The 16,065-nt window shown below is 29.1% G+C and carries 8 protein-coding genes; 6 read left to right on the forward strand and 2 right to left on the reverse strand.

The features are described from left to right. On the reverse strand, positions 1-1,638 hold a 1,638-nt coding region (locus tag IEW40_RS01350), incomplete at its 3' end, for a helix-turn-helix domain-containing protein (protein WP_194461763.1). Between the two features lie 326 nt (positions 1,639-1,964). Further along, positions 1,965-3,668: a helix-turn-helix domain-containing protein gene (locus IEW40_RS01355; protein WP_188616279.1), complete on the reverse strand. Its 1,704-nt coding sequence runs from the start codon at positions 3,666-3,668 to the stop codon at positions 1,965-1,967. 331 nt (positions 3,669-3,999) lie between these two features. Between IEW40_RS01355 and IEW40_RS01360 the strand changes: the two genes are divergently transcribed. The 6 genes from IEW40_RS01360 (at position 4,000) to IEW40_RS01385 (ending at position 16,057) form a co-directional block, all read left to right on the forward strand. Beyond that, the gene (locus tag IEW40_RS01360; RefSeq protein WP_188616280.1) at positions 4,000-4,260 is read left to right on the forward strand and encodes a hypothetical protein; all 261 of its coding nucleotides are present in this window, start codon (positions 4,000-4,002) and stop codon (positions 4,258-4,260) included. A gap of 242 nt (positions 4,261-4,502) precedes the next feature. After that, a complete protein-coding gene (locus IEW40_RS01365; protein WP_188616281.1) occupies positions 4,503-6,932 on the forward strand; it encodes an alpha-ketoacid dehydrogenase subunit alpha/beta in 2,430 nt (809 codons plus the stop codon). Positions 6,933-7,068: 136 nt separating this feature from the next. Beyond that, positions 7,069-7,593, forward strand: coding sequence for an RNA polymerase sigma factor (locus IEW40_RS01370; RefSeq protein WP_188616282.1), 525 nt, complete (start codon positions 7,069-7,071; stop codon positions 7,591-7,593). Positions 7,594-7,608: 15 nt separating this feature from the next. Then, positions 7,609-8,595 (forward strand): hypothetical protein, encoded by a 987-nt coding sequence (locus IEW40_RS01375; protein WP_188616283.1) that lies wholly within the window; start codon positions 7,609-7,611, stop codon positions 8,593-8,595. Positions 8,596-8,631: 36 nt separating this feature from the next. Further along, positions 8,632-11,424: a TonB-dependent receptor gene (locus IEW40_RS01380; protein ID WP_188616284.1), complete on the forward strand. Its 2,793-nt coding sequence runs from the start codon at positions 8,632-8,634 to the stop codon at positions 11,422-11,424. A 13-nt stretch (positions 11,425-11,437) separates the two neighbouring features. Beyond that, complete coding sequence (locus IEW40_RS01385) at positions 11,438-16,057, forward strand: TonB-dependent receptor plug domain-containing protein (protein ID WP_188616285.1); 4,620 nt, start codon at positions 11,438-11,440, stop codon at positions 16,055-16,057. The last annotated feature ends 8 nt before the right edge of the window (positions 16,058-16,065 follow it).

The following is a 16,065-nucleotide window of genomic DNA, read 5'->3' on the forward strand; positions in this document are numbered from 1 at the left end:
TTTAGAATCTAGATTTTCTTTCATCATTTTAATAAAAATAGAGGGCTTCATTTTAAATTTTCTTTGGAAATTATCAGAAAAACTTTCAGCATTACCGAATCCTGCTTCTGAGGCCAATTCTTTTATTTCTATGGACAAATATTTTTTATCCGTTTTCATTTTTTCTATAATGTAGTCTAGTCTTAAATCATTGATATATTGTGTAAAGTTTTTCTGTTTGTACACATTAATGATTCTAGACAGATAACCAGAATTGGTATTAAACTCTTCACACAAGGATTTCAGAGTTATTTTTGGGTTGAGAAATTGATTTTCATTTTCGAAAGTATCTAATTTATTTAAAACAGAATCTATGGTTGCTGGGCTTAGTCCAGGTATTTTGCTAATGAGTAATGTTTTATGATTTTCTAAACGGTCAACAGTTTTTTTAGAGCTGTCAGAATTTTGCTCATTGATTGAAAATTTATTTTTTTCTGCTAAAATTTCTCTAAATCTCTGTTTGTAAGCCTTTTTTACTTTTGAGTATCTGTAAAAAATAAAAGAACCAACAGAAAAACTTAGAATAATGATAAAAATAATGAGCAATTGGTGAAATTTCAGTGAATTTTCAATTTCGTTTTTTTCTTGGATGAGTAATTCTGAGGTATATTCTTTATTGATTTTATTAAAAAGATATTTGTAATTTTTCTCGTAAGAATGGTCTAGAAAGAGTAGTTTATTGATGTACTCTAATTGTTTATCAGTATTTCCTTTTTCTTTGTAATACTGTATTAAATGTTCATAAGCAGGCCTGAATTGAGGGTCTTGATTTTTATCTTTATAATATTCTTTGTCAAGTTTATGGAAATAGTCGACTGCTTGATCTTTCTGGTTGAGTTTCCAATAGGTGAGTCCAAGATAATATATTTCTGTATAGTGATTAAAAGCATCTTTATATTGTTTAATAGCTTCATTGAGTTTATTGATGGCTAATGAATAATTTTTATTATAGTATGCATCAACTCCTTCACAAGATAAGAAATATGCTCTATATACTTCGTGTTTTTTATCTAAATTAATTTTTTGATATGCTTCTTTATAAAGTGGAAGGTTTTCTGATATTTTTCCTAATTTAGTATTTGAGTCAATTAGTTGAACTGTTGAGTAGAAATAGTATAATTTGTAGCCTTTTCCAATTTCATTCCGATTAAAGTTTTTATTAAAGTAGTTATTTATTAATTTAAGCTTTTTCTGAGCTTCATAATTATTACCAATATAAATTTCATTTTCTGCAATTTTATATAAAATTTTATTATTTAAATACTCATCATTTAATTTTTTGGAATACTTCTTTGCTATGAAAAGGTTATTAATGCTTTCATGAAACATTGATTTCATATTTAGAATCGTACTTTTATTTAAATATCCATTTGCAATAAACTCAGGGGCATTAATTCTTTTGGCTAAAGTTATTGTACTATCAGAATATTTTAAGTTTTCAGGATAAGGTGCATAAAAAGTAATATATCGATAAGCAAAAAATAATGATTTTTTATTGTTTGCTTCTTTTGCCTTTCTAATGTAGATTTTAGCAATCCTTAGTCCTGTTTTACTATCACTAATACTATCAAAACAATTATCAATTTCATCCAAACTCATTTTCTCATAATCGACATTTTGAGCATTGATTTTTATTGAAAAAATAAAAAATAATAGGAGGAGATATAATCTATTGATTATTAGGTTTTTGTAAAACATTTACGGATTAAATTATTTGAAAGGCAAATTTAAAACGAAAAATTCAATAAAAAAACATGTAATTTTTATGTTTTTCCGGTTGATTCTTATAAAATCCCGGATCCAAAATTGTAGAAATAATAGGCAACTGAGTAAATTTGTATCAGAAATAAAGAGGTAAAAAAAATAACCATTAAAAATTATCTATTCTTCAGATGACTTCAGTACAATTTGTATTGAAGTTTTTTTTATGGATTAGAGTCTAGATTTTCTTTCATCATTTTAATAAAAATAGAGGGCTTCATTTTAAATTTTCTTTGGAAATTGTCTGAAAAGTTTTCGGTATTGCTAAAACCAGAGAGTCTTGATAATTCCTTAATATCCATATTAAGATACTTGTAATCATTTTTTAGAAACTCTAAAATGTAATCTAACCTTAGATCGTTTATGTAAATGTTAAACGTTTTCCCTTTATAAACATTAATTATTTTAGACAAATAGGTGGCATTGGTATTAAAGGATTCACTAAGTAGCCTTTGTGAAATTTGTGTGTCTAAGAATTTATTTTCATTTTCAAAATCTTCTAGTTGATTAAGAATTCTTTCTACAAAATTGGGGTTCAATCCTTGGATTTTATTAAAATAATTGTAATCAAAACTAGCTTCTTTCAGTTCAATTTCAAATTTATGCTCATTTTGTATATTTTCTTTTTCAAGATTCTCTACAACTGCGGTTTTAATAGTATTAGTTTTTAATTCTAACTTTTTAGCATCACTTTGGGCAATAATTTCTTCGAATCTTTTTTTATAGGTATTTTGAAGTTTTCTGTATCTTATAAAAAAGATACTTACAACTAAAATACTTACAAAAAGCAATATAAGATTGGTTATTTTTTGTGTATTTAGAGATTTTTCAATTTTATTTTTCTCATCTATAAGTTTTTGATTATCATATTCTTTATTAATTCTATTGTAGAGATATTTATAATTTTTTTCATAAGATTTATCCAAAGCCATTAGTTTGTTAATGTATTCTAATTGCTTTTCTGTATTTCCTATAGAGTCATTATATTTAATTAGAATTTCATAAGCCGTTCTAAAATTTGGATTTAATTTTTTGGTTTTATTGTATTCATTATCAATCTCTTCTAGGTATTTGATAGCTACTTTTTTTCTGCCAGAATGCCAGAATGATAGGCCTAGATAATAGATATCTGTTATGTGTGGCCATTGGTCATTATAAGAAGTTAAAGATTCTGTTAGTTTGTCAATGGCGGCTTTATAATTTTTTTTATAAAAAGCACCCGTACCTTCTAATAAAGTAAAATACGGCTTATATACTAATAAATTTTTAGACTCAATGTATTTGAAAGCTTCATTGATTAACTTTTGATTTTCAGATTGTTTTCCTAACTTAATGTTTGTGTCTATGTAAATCATTAATGAATATAAATAATACATAGAATAGCTTTTTCCTAATGGGTCATTTGAATTTGATTTTGATTTAAAATATTCTACACATTTTTCCAATTCTTTATTAGCGTCTTCATAAAGTCCTAAGTAAATTTTATTTTGAGCAATGTAATACTTTGCTTTATAATATGTATAATCATCACCTATTTCTTCTGAAAATTTACTTGATAGAAGAATATCGTCTAATGCATCACTAAATTTTTCTGCCTCCATGTAAATGGTTCCTCTATTAAGGTATGCATAACTAATTAATTTTTTATCATTTGATTTCTTTCCTATCATTAATGTACTGTCAGCATATTTAAAGCTATTAGGATAATTAGAAGACTTGCTTGCAATTCTATAAGCATATAATAATGTTTCCTGATTTTTATTTTGTTTTGATTTTTTTATATATAAATTAATCCATTTCCACATTTCTTTTTCAGAATTGTGTGAATCATCAATTTTTTTTTCAATTTCTTCATAAGAATAATTCAACTCTGAATTATTTTGGGCGAATATTTGTATAATATTCGACGACAATAAGATAATGATGAAGATAATTCTTAAAAATGGTTTCATGTACTGTTAATAAAGGAAAAATAAAGATTTCCAAATGTAGATTCTGTATTTTTTTACAATATTACTGTTATTTTTTGTAAAAAACCACACATTTTTTATGAAATAACGGTGATTTTTTATAAAACAACGGTTCGTTTTTTTGGAATCAACTTACATTCAATATAGATTTGCATTATCAAAATGAAACAATTTTTTTTTAATACAAGAATTTTTGTATTAAAATTTAATGAACCTAAAAATATATAATATGAAAAAAATAGTATTTGCATTATTAGCGTTTTCATCATTAATGGTCTTGTCATGCAGACAACAAGAAGATTTGATGGATTCAGAAGATTTAAAATCACTAACGGTATTGAATGAGGCAAAAGCAAAGGTTAATGCTAGAACAATTAGTCCTATCAAACCAAAGCAAGATACCGCTGTGTCTATAAAAAGATTAGATTCTTCAATTATCTCTTTTCAAGAACTTGAGTATGAAAAAGATAAACCACCTATTGGAAATTAGAAGTTAATAAAAGTAGAAATATAGTTATCATTTGTGTTTTTCTCTTTCGTTACCTTTCTATAGGTAACGGAAGGGATTTTTAATTAATAAGTATTCACATTCATACATTCATATTTTATTAAGTGAAGGTACAGCGTTTATAGACGACATTGTACCTTTTTTTGTTTGTGGAATATTCAATAAAAATAAAATATTTTATTAATTCCATAAATTTCATATATTTGTAAAAATGCTAATTCATTATGCAAGCAACATATATTGAAACTCAAAATGTAACCTTCTTAGACTTTAAAAAACAAATTCTTGAAGATTATAAACTGGGTAGAATTTCTAGAGAAATGTCTTATCTTGCTAGAAGAGAAGTTTTAACCGGGAAAGCAAAATTTGGTATTGTAGGTGATGGTAAAGAATTACCGCAGATTGCAATGGCTAAAGTTTTTAGAAATGGCGATTTTAGAAGTGGGTATTACAGAGACCAAACATTTGCAATGGCTGTAGGTGCATTAACCGTAGAAAGTTTTTTCGCACAATTATATGCGGATACTTCTGTAGAAAGAGAACCTGCTTCCGCAGGAAGACAAATGAACGGACATTTTGCGACCAGAAGTTTAAATGAAGACGGCACTTGGAAAGACCTTACTAAAATTAAAAATATTTCTTCTGATATTTCTCCTACTGCTGGTCAAATGCCTAGATTACTAGGGCTGGCACAGGCTTCTAAAGTTTATAAATCAGTGAAATTTTCAGGTTCTGAAAAATTCAGTATTAATGGTAATGAAGTGGCTTTTGGTACCATTGGTGATGCATCTACTGCTGAAGGACATTTTTGGGAAACCCTCAATGCTGCTTGTGCGCTTCAAGTTCCTATGATTTTATCTATTTGGGATGATGGATATGGAATTTCTGTTCCTACTCATAACCAAAGAGCAAAAGAAGATATGGCAGAAATGTTATCTGGCTTCCAAAGAAAACAAGGAAAAACAGAAGGTTGCGAAATAATAAAAGTTAAAGCTTGGGATTATCCCGCGCTTTTAGATGCTTATGCTAGAGCAGAACATTTTGCTAGAGTAGAATCTGTACCCGTGGTAATTCATGTAGAAGAAGTTACCCAGCCACAAGGTCACTCTACCTCGGGGTCCCATGAAAGATATAAATCTGAAGAAAGATTGCAATGGGAAACAGAACATGATGGTCTTTTGAAATTTAAACAATGGATTGCCGAATATTCTATCGAAATTGAAGGTGAACGCCATACCATTGCTACTTGGGAAGAATTAGATGAAATGGACAAAGAAGCAAAAAAATTTGTTAAAGAAGGTCAAAAAAAATCTTGGGAAGACTACAGAGCGAGTATAGATGAGATGAGAAAACTTACTTTGCCATTAGTAGAAGTACTTTCTGTAGATATTCCTGAATTAAAAAAAGAAATTTATAAATTTAAAACGGTAATTTCTCTAGGCAAAAAAGATGTATTTCATTTAGTAAGAAAAACATTATTATGGACCAGAAATATCAATTCTGAAGAGAGAAACCAACTGAAAGATATCTATAAAAATTTATTTGAAATTGAAGAGGAAAATTATTCTTCTCATTTATATTCAGAATCGAATTGGAAAGTCACTAAAATAAAAGAAGTAAAACCTATTTACTCAGACCATTCAGAAGTAGTAGATGGTAGAGTGGTGATTAGAAATAATTTTGATAAAATTTTTGAAAAATATCCAGAAGCTCTAGTTTTTGGGGAAGACGCAGGAAATATCGGAGATGTAAATCAAGGGTTAGAAGGGCTTCAAGAAAAATATGGTAGTGTAAGAATTTCAGATACAGGGATTAGAGAAGCTACTATTTTAGGTCAAGGAATTGGCTTGGCAATGCGTGGCCTTCGTCCTATTGCAGAAATTCAGTACTTAGATTATATATTGTATTGTTTACAAGGCCTTAGTGATGATTTAGCAACTGTACATTACAGAACCAAAGGCGGTCAAAAAGCACCTGTTATTGTAAGAACTAGAGGACATAGATTAGAAGGAATTTGGCATTCTGGTTCTCCTATGGCCGGAATTATTAATCTCGTTAAAGGGGTTAATGTGTTGGTTCCTAGAGATTTAACCAGAGCGGCTGGTTTTTATAATACTTTGTTTCAAAGTGACGAACCAGCAATTGTAGTAGAAACGCTAAATGGTTATAGACTAAAAGAAAAGCAACCAGATAATTTAGGAGAATTTACAGTTCCTATTGGTAAAATAGAAGTTACCAAAGAAGGTTCAGATGTTACCCTAGTAACTTATGGTTCTACATGGAGAATAGTTACAGAAGCTGCAGAAGAATTAGAAAAATTAGGAATTTCCGCAGAAGTTATTGATGTACAATCTTTAATTCCTTTTGATTTAGAACACGAAATTTTAGAAAGTGTTAAGAAAACCAACAGACTTGTTGTAATAGATGAAGATGTGGAAGGAGGAACCTCTGCATTCATACTTCAACAAATTTTAGAAAAACAAGGTGCATTCAAGTATTTAGATTCTTCACCATTAAGTATTGCAGCTAAAAACCATAGACCAGCCTATGCAAGTGACGGAGATTACTTCTCTAAACCTTCAGTAGATGATGTGGTAGAAAAAGTGTACTTACTTTTCCACGAAGTAAATCCTAATAAATTCCCGAAATTTTAATTGAATTTCAATTTTATAAAAATTTAGAACCTTGCTAATCATCTATTGGCAAGGTTTTTTTGTATTTTTATTAAAAATTTTAAAATATTTTCCAACCATATTTTTTATTCCTGCATCTAACCTATAAAAGCAACGCATGAATCACGAACTTCTCATAAAACTTAAAAACAAAGACCGATTGGCGCAAAGGCAAGTTTATGAGCAGTTTGCAGGAAGATTCTACGCAGTTTGCAAAAGATATTTAAAGAAAGACGAAGAAGCAGAAGAAGCATTAGCAGATACATTTTTTATCATTTTCACCAAAATAGACCAGTTACAAAACTTAGATGTTTTCGAGGCATGGGCAAAGAAAATAGCCGTTAATCAATGTCTTCAAACGTTAAGAAAAAAAGAATCAATTTTAATATCAATAGACGAAGAAACCTTTGTAGAAAAGCATTTAGCAGACCAACATTCTGAATCTTCTTTTGAAAAAGATATTTTGGCATTACTTCATTTTTTACCAGAAGGTTGCCGCACGATATTTAATTTATTTGCTGTAGAAGGTTATCCTCACAGAGAAATTGCAGAGATGCTATCTATTACCGAAGGTACTTCTAAATCTCAAGTAAATTTTGCCAGAAAAAAACTACAAGAACTATTACAAACTCAAAATGTGTAAACAGAATTTCTCAAAATGGAAAATTTTAATGAAAATATAGACCAACTTTTCAGCGATGAAAGTAAAAAAGCAGAAGAAAATGCTACTTTTCCTTCTTTCGAAAAGGTATGGGAAAAGGTTGAAAATCGTTTAGACGAAGTTGAAAACACAACAAAAAAACGCTTCATTCCTATTTGGTTGCCTTATTCTATTGCCGCATCATTAGTTTTTACTTTCGGAATAATGTACTTTTTTAATCAAAAAGAAACAATTTCAAATCATTCAAAAATTGCTTCTAATGAAACTTATAAAGTGATTAACAATCAGGGTTTTAATAATAATTTAGATAGCGCTAATATTGCAAAACTAGACCAATCTATTAAGCAAAATATTGAAAAATCTCAATTAAATGAAACTTCAAATAATAATCTAGTAAAAAAGAAAGTAAGTTCACCACAAGTTTTAGCAGCTACCAAGATTTCTAATCAAGATAGTGAATCTTCTAATATCAATACTGAAGTTGATAAGAGCATTGAAATTTCAAATAATAACGACAATCAATTTATTCTAGCAAAAGCAGCGCCTTCGCCAGTAGTTGAAAATACAGCTTCTTTAGAATCAGAAAGAATTATCGAAACTAAAAAATATAAGTCTGCAGAAGTTGCTAAAATGTCTCTTAATAATCAAAAAACGTCTGAACTGCTTACTTCTACAGCAGAACAGTCAAGTTTTTCAGAGTACGCAGTAAATAATGATGATGATTTTAAAATCAGTAGAAAACACGCCTCAGAACCGCTCTATATTGTTGATGGTTACGTAGCGGACACTAATTTTCTTAAGAATTACAACAAGAAAAAAATTACCTCTCTCAACATTGTAGAAGGTGATAATGCCAAAAAACTCTACGGAAATCTAGCCAAAAAAGGAGTAGTGGTTATTACTACAAAAGGTCTAAATTCTCAGGAAGAGGAATACCTCAAAAAAAATTCTAAAAATTATAATTTGTCTGGAACTAGCAATTAAAATCAAGCTTTTATTTAATCTTTTAACACAGCAGATATGAAGAATTTCTATATCTTACTCTTTGTGCATCTTTTTTTGAACGGTTTTTCGCAGAACGAACAACGATATTATGCGGGAAATTTCTACAACAAAAAAGACAAACCAGAAAATAATCTGAAGGTAACCAACAAAAATTCAGGGAATTATGAATTTTCAGATCAATACGGTTTTGTAATTATTCCTGCAAAAGTAGGCGATACTTTGGTTTGGAACAAAAAAAATTTCAGAGTAATACAAAACTATGAATTACAAGAAATTACCAGTATTCTAGCTTCAAGAAAGCAAATGAACTCTACTACCGAACAAATAAATGTTTCTTATTTAGAAAAAATAAAAGTTGATTTTAAGAAAAATACAGACAATTCAGATTATCTGTTTTCCTCAAAAAAAGGAAAAAAACTAAATAATGGAAATTTGAGTAGTTTTTCTAACTATAAAACCGTTAAAGAGGAAGATAGCGTTTTTATTTTTAAGAAAAAGAAGTCTTCAAATATCAAATTGAATGGCTCTTTTCAAAGTTGGGTAGAAATCGGTTCTGCTAATGCTTTACCAATAACTCAAAACCAATTTGTACAAGGTAGAAATTCTAATGGTAATCTAATTTGGAGAGGTGCAGAAACTGATGAAATGTTCAGTTTCGGACCAGATATTTCTACCTTGAGTTTTGATGGAAATCCTTATGAATACGATATAAACGGAAAATTAGTTCTGTTGCAAAATGGACTGAAATCTGCCAAAGTTTATAAAAACAGAATCTTACAAAATTCTATTAAAACTTCTAATCAATTTACTTTGAATACAGCAATTACTGTTGCAGATTTACATTTATTTACCACAAAATTAGATTTGGGAAACACCAAAGAAAATTCACTTTTTAGAGATAATTTTACCAATAATAATCATTTGAATGTGAATGTTTTTAGAAATTTTGATGACATCAAAGTAACTTTTGGTTATAAATTAAATCAGGAAAAAGCGACTAACAGCAACAGAATAGGTTATTTTAATAGATTATTTCAAAATGCTTTACTTACGCCTATTTCATTTTCTAATGAACAGGGAAATTTATTAGGAAACAAACAACGCAGTTACAATAGTTTTGCAGATAATCCATATTATTTACTTCAACAAAATAATAAGTATAACTATATTGATAATCAGAATAATATATCTTTAAATATAGAAAAAATTAAAGGAAATTTGAAATTTTTTATCAATCAAGCGTATGAAAAAATTTCTACTAAAAATATAGATTTTTACAATCCTTTTACTGTTGGTTTTTACAGCGGTTTAAATTCTGAAAGACTGCAAAATTTTGAAAATTATAACCTCAATTTCGGCGCTAATTACAGTTTTGGAAATTATAATGCTCGTTCTTCTTTTTTCTTTAATAGCTTGATTAATAGTGCTAAAAACGAAATTAATTATCTTCAATTCAATCAAAATAATCAATACAACAGAATTGCACAAGATTATATTTTGAAATACAATTTCGATTTTAGAGATAATCAATTTAAATTTAATATAGATGCCGCTAATTCTTTTTATATTTCAAATACTTCAAAATCAGAATCTTATTGGTTGCCAAAATTGAATTTTTCAGTAAATTTAGATGATGTTTTTGATAATTATTCATATCATAATTTCAAAATTTTTGGAGCTTATAATGAATCTGTAAACGAAATCAGCATTAATAAATCTTTTGCAAATTTTGCGACAACGCAGATTTTGCCTTCTCAAATTTCAAGTTATTTTCCATTAAAAGAAGTGGTGAGTTTTAAGAATTTAGAACCCATAAAAACCATAGAAAAGAAAGTAGGATTGCAATATAATTTACTGCGAAATAGAATTAATTTAGAAGCAGTTTATTTCCAAAAAACCTTTACTGATGATGTTTTTCCAACTTTTGAAAACGGAAATCTAATTTTGAAAAATATCGCCAATCATCAAAACAAAGGTTTTGAATTAAACCTTCAACTCAATAATTTTTCTTTTGGAGATTCTTCTGAATTTAGAGACAATCACAAGATTACGTTCACCAAATACAGTTCAGAAGTTACCCAAGTTAATTCACAAAATCTATTCGTTCCGATTGCTGGTTTTAGCAACGTTTACAGAAGTTTGACAAAAGGTGAAGCTTTAGGTGTAATTGTTGGAACTGCTTACAAAAGAGACAATTACGGAAATTTTGTGATAGGAAATGACGGTTTTCCGTTGGTTTCTCCAGATTTGAAAGTGATAGGAAATCCAATTCCAGATTTTGTCCTCAAATTTTCTCACGAATTTAAGTTGTATTATTTCAGTTTAAACATCGATTGGGAATGGAGAAAAGGTGGCGATGTTTGGAACGGAACCGCTGCAAACCTCGATTATTTCGGGCGTTCTCAAAATTCTGCCGAACAAAGAAACATCGCCAATTACACATTTTCTGGAGTTTTACAAAACGGAAATCCCAATTCTATTTTGGTAGATTTTTACAACGTAAATCAAAATTTTGAAAACAATCTTTGGTACAGATACGGTTACACTGGAGTTGCCGAAAATTACATTTCAAAAGCCACACAAATTCGCTTAAATAACATTTTGCTTTCTTATACAATCAAGCGTAATATTTTGCCATTCAATGAGTTGAAACTTTCCGCTTCGGTTAATAATTTCATACTTTGGAGCAAATACAAAGGAGTAGATTCCACGCAAAATTTCTACAATTCTAGTGATGTGCAAGGTTTAGATTTCTACAATTTGCCTTCTGTGAAATCGTTTGCTTTCCAAATTGCTGTTAAATTTTAAAAACTATCTGAAAATGAAAACTTTACAATATATTTTTCTTTTCCTTTTTGCATTCCAATGTTCATTTGCACAAAAATCTTACAAAAATTATTATTCTGAATACGAAAGTATTCCTAATTATCTGAAATCTAATGAAGAAGCAGAACTTTTTTATCAATTATTTGCCAAAAAAGTAAAATCTGATTACAAAAAAGAAAAGGTTTATGCACAAACCAACCACGTTTTTTTCAAACCGGGAGAAGAACTTTTTTACAAAATTTTGGTGGTAAATGCAGAAAATAATTCGCCAAGTTTTTTGAGTAAAATAGTAACCGTAGAAATGATAGATCCTTCTGGAACGGTAGTAAATAAAAGAAAATTGCAAGTTCTGAATGGTTATGCGAAAGGAAATTTCTATTTTCCTGCAGATGTAAAAGGAGGAATTTATAAACTGCGAGTTTATACCAATTATATGCAAAACGAAATCGGGAAAAATTATTTCGAAAAAGAACTGACGGTACAAAAAACATCTTCGCCAAGAATTTTAATGAAATTAGACTTCCCAAAAAAAGGATTAAGTGCTGGACAAGAAGTTTTGGCAGATTTTTCCCTTAAAAATTTGAATAATGAGGTAATTCCTTTTTATCAGTTTTCTTATGAAGTTTACATCGCAGGAAAAGAAGTTTTAAAAAACGAAGTTTCTACCAATAAAGAAGGTAAAATTCAATTGAAATTTAATTTGCCAAAAGATTTAGAAACCACTGATGTTTTACTCAATATTCGTGTAAATTACGATGGTTTCAAAGAGTCTATTTCTAGAAATGTACCTGTAACTTTGAATAAAGTAGATTTGTTTTTCTTCCCAGAAAGTGGGAGTTTAGCGAATGATATTTCAACCAAAATCGCCTTCAAAGCTTTAAATGAATTTGGACAACCGGTAGATATAAAAGGAGAAATTTTAGACGAAAATCAACAAAAAATTTCAGAATTTGAAGCTTATAAATTCGGAATGGGAAAATTTAATTTTACTCCTAAAAATGGTAAAAAATATTTCGTAAAAATTCTTCAACCCAATATTTCAAAATTATACGAATTGCCTTCTGCAAAGGATAATACCGTGGTTTTGAATACTGAAAAATTCAATGGGAAAATTATTTTAAAAATTCAATCTAATGAAATTCAAAATTTAAAATTAATCGGAAATTTTAGAAATAAAGAAGTTTTTAGCAAAGAATTTTCTTTACGCCAAAAAGAAGAAATCCAACTTGATGAAAAAAAATTTTCTTCCGGAATTTGCAGATTTACAGTATATAATACTGAAAATATACCACTTTGTGAACGAGTGATTTACCTTAATAAATCTCGTGAAATGCAAGTGAAAATCACACCGAATAAAAATACTTTTATCCCAAGAGAAAAAGTAGAACTCAATATAGAAACGCTTGACGAAAACGGAAAACCAATTGCTGCAAATCTCGGTTTGAGTGTGATAGATGACAAACTTTGGACGTATGCTGATGATAAACAAAACACCATATTTTCTTGGCTTCAAATGGATTCTGAAATTGCAGGAAAAATAGAAGAACCTTCATTTTATTTCAAAAAAGACGAACCAAAAGCAGACGAAGCTTTGGATTTGGTAATGCTTACCAATGCGTACCGATATTTTGAATTATTGCCGGAAATTAAGGAAAATAAATTAATGAAATTTGAGTATGAAAAATCGAATTCTGTCTATGGAAAAGTAATTGATGAAAACGGTAAAGATATAGATGCAGAAGTGTTTTTGATGGATTATAGTGCCGAACCAAAAGTTTTGAAACAAAGCACAAAAAAAGCGAGATTTTATTTCACCAATTTTCCTTCGGGTAGAGATTATCAATTGATTTCAAAACCTAAAAATAAGAAGCAAAAAATTTCAATTAAAGTTTTGGCATTTCATCTCGATGGAGAAATTATGGTTACTGAAAGCGAGCTAAAATCTTCACAAAAAGAAGGAAAAGAATTTGAAAAAATTGAAGAAAATTTTAAAGAAAGAGCTTTAGAAAAAATTCAAAATAAAACAGAAAATCAAGTTCAAGTTGAAAGCAAAAGATATTACAGCGGTAAATCTGATTCAACTAAAATTAAAAACATTGAACAAGTAGTAGTGGTAGGTTATGGAATGGCGAAAAAAGAAGCATTAACAAGTTCTGTAGTTTCGGTTTCAAGAAATGAAATCAATGCCAATATTGTTCAATCGCTTTCTGGAAGAGTGGCAGGTTTAGAAATTACCCAAAATTCAGGAATTCCCGGAAGTGCTGCCAATATTAGAATTAGAGGAGCTGCTTCTCTCAACGGAAATCAACCGCTTTTTGTGATTGATGGCGTGATTGTAGATAAAATTGATACCAATATCAATACCAATGATATTAAAAACATCAGCGTTCTAAAAGATGCGGCTGCAACTTCAATTTATGGAAGCAGAGCTGCAAATGGTGTAATCATTATCAATACCAACGATGGAATGCCTTACAATGCTAAACACATTAATTTTTCTAAAGATCATTTTGCGTATTTTAATATTTCTTCGGGTTATCTTAAAAATAGTGATAGTTACGAGAGAGTTTTCACGTATCCAGTTTACCAAGATACCAAAACGCTTTTTAGAGATGATTTCAGAGAAACTATTTATTGGAATCCTGTCATTCAAACCGATGAAAACGGAAAAGCAAAAGTAGAATTTTATAATTCTGATGCCAATACAACTTTCCGAATGATTACAGAAGGTGCTTCTTACAACGGTTTATTAGGAAGAGCAGAAAAAACGTATGCTGTGAAAAGTAATTTGCAAATAGATGCTAAAATTCCGCAATATATTACGATGGCAGATCAACCAGAAATTCCTTTGGTGATAAAAAATAACACGGATAAAATTAAAAGAATTAACCTTAATTATTTCTTGCCAAAAAATATAGGATTGTTGAAAAAAGACAGTTTGGTAATTCTTAACCCTATGGAAAACAGAAGATTGCTTTTGCCTTTATTGGCTAATAGAAGTACTAATTCTAGTCTTCAAATTTCTGCAATTACAGATGATGAAAGAGAAACACAAGTGCTTCCGCTAAAAGTAGAACCGAAAGGTTTCCGTCATTTTATAGATTTTTCGGTAAATAAAGATACGGTTTATCAGTTCAATGTTTTGGATAGAACCATTGATGATAATACGTTTTACCGATTGAGAATTTTTAGAAATACCGCTAATAGAATTTTGAATGATTTAGACAGATTGTTAGACGAACCTCACGGTTGTTTTGAGCAGACTTCTTCTACCACTTATCCTAATTATTTTGTTTTGCAATATTTAAAATCTAAAGGAAAGGTAGATGAAAAATTAGAACAAAAAGCGCTCAAAAATTTGAAACACGGTTACAACAGATTGGTGAATTTTGAAACATCGGAAAATGGTTTTAGTCTTTTTGGTAGTAAACCAGCCAATGTAAGTCTCACTGCATTTGGTTTGATGGAATTTAATGATTTGAAAAATGTATTGAATGTAGATGAAAAAATGCTGGAAAGAACCAAAAAATTTGTTCTATCAAAGAGAAATCCAAATGGAACCTTCAACCTTTCTAATTATGAATCTTATTATGATAAAAAATCTGAATATTATTGGGCAAAACAAGCGTATATTTTGTATGCACTTTCTTCAATTGGTTTGAAGGATGAAATTTCTAAACAATATGAAGTAATTCTTAACCATAATAAAGCAACTGGCGATGCTTATCAAATGGCACTTTTGGCAAATGTAGCTTTTGATTTAGGCAAAAAACAAGATTACAAAGTTTTGTCAGAAAAACTGTACCGAAAATTTTCTGATAATAAATTAAAATCGGAAGTCAATTTTATGGAAGGAAGTGGCAAATCTCTTTCTGCGGAAGTTTTGGCTTTGTATGCTATTTCTCTTTTGAAAAGCGACGAAGAGCAATTGAATTTAACCAAAGTAATCGATGCTTTAGAACTTTCTGATGGTTATTATTCTACTCAATCTAAAGTTTTGGTTTTGAAAGCTTTGTCAGAATATTATTCAAAATTTAATGTAAATTCTTCTAATGCTGAACCTACAGTAAAACTGAATGGAGAATTATTAAAAGAAGAACAATTGATAACCAATGATTTATTGAAAAAAGGACAAAACCAACTCGAAATTTCCTATCCAAAAGGAAAAGGTTTGCCTTTGAATTTTTATGCCAGTTATTTCTCGCTTCAACCACCAAAAGATGAAAATTCTACAATTTTTATGGAGGTTAATTTGTCTCAAAAAGAAGCAAAAATAGGTGATAATGTAAGAATGAATATTAAAATTGAGAACAAAGAAAACCGATATCTTGGAATGATTACTGCAAAAATTGGGATTCCTGCTGGTTTAACCATTCAACCAAAATTATTGAAGGATATGATTGAGAAAAAGCAAATTGCGTATTATGAAATTTTTGATAATTATTTGGTTTTGTATTGGTATAAATTAGAAGAAAAAGCAAGTATCAATCTCAATTTAGATTTAAAAGCAGAATTTTCTGGAAGATATATTGGGAAAGCCAACAAAGTTTATGAATACTATAAACCCGAAAATTATCATTGGAAAGATGGAGTAGAGGTAAAAATTAATGACTAAAAAAGTAG

The organism is Cloacibacterium rupense (assembly GCF_014645495.1).
Taxonomy (GTDB): Bacteria; Bacteroidota; Bacteroidia; order Flavobacteriales; family Weeksellaceae; genus Cloacibacterium; species Cloacibacterium rupense.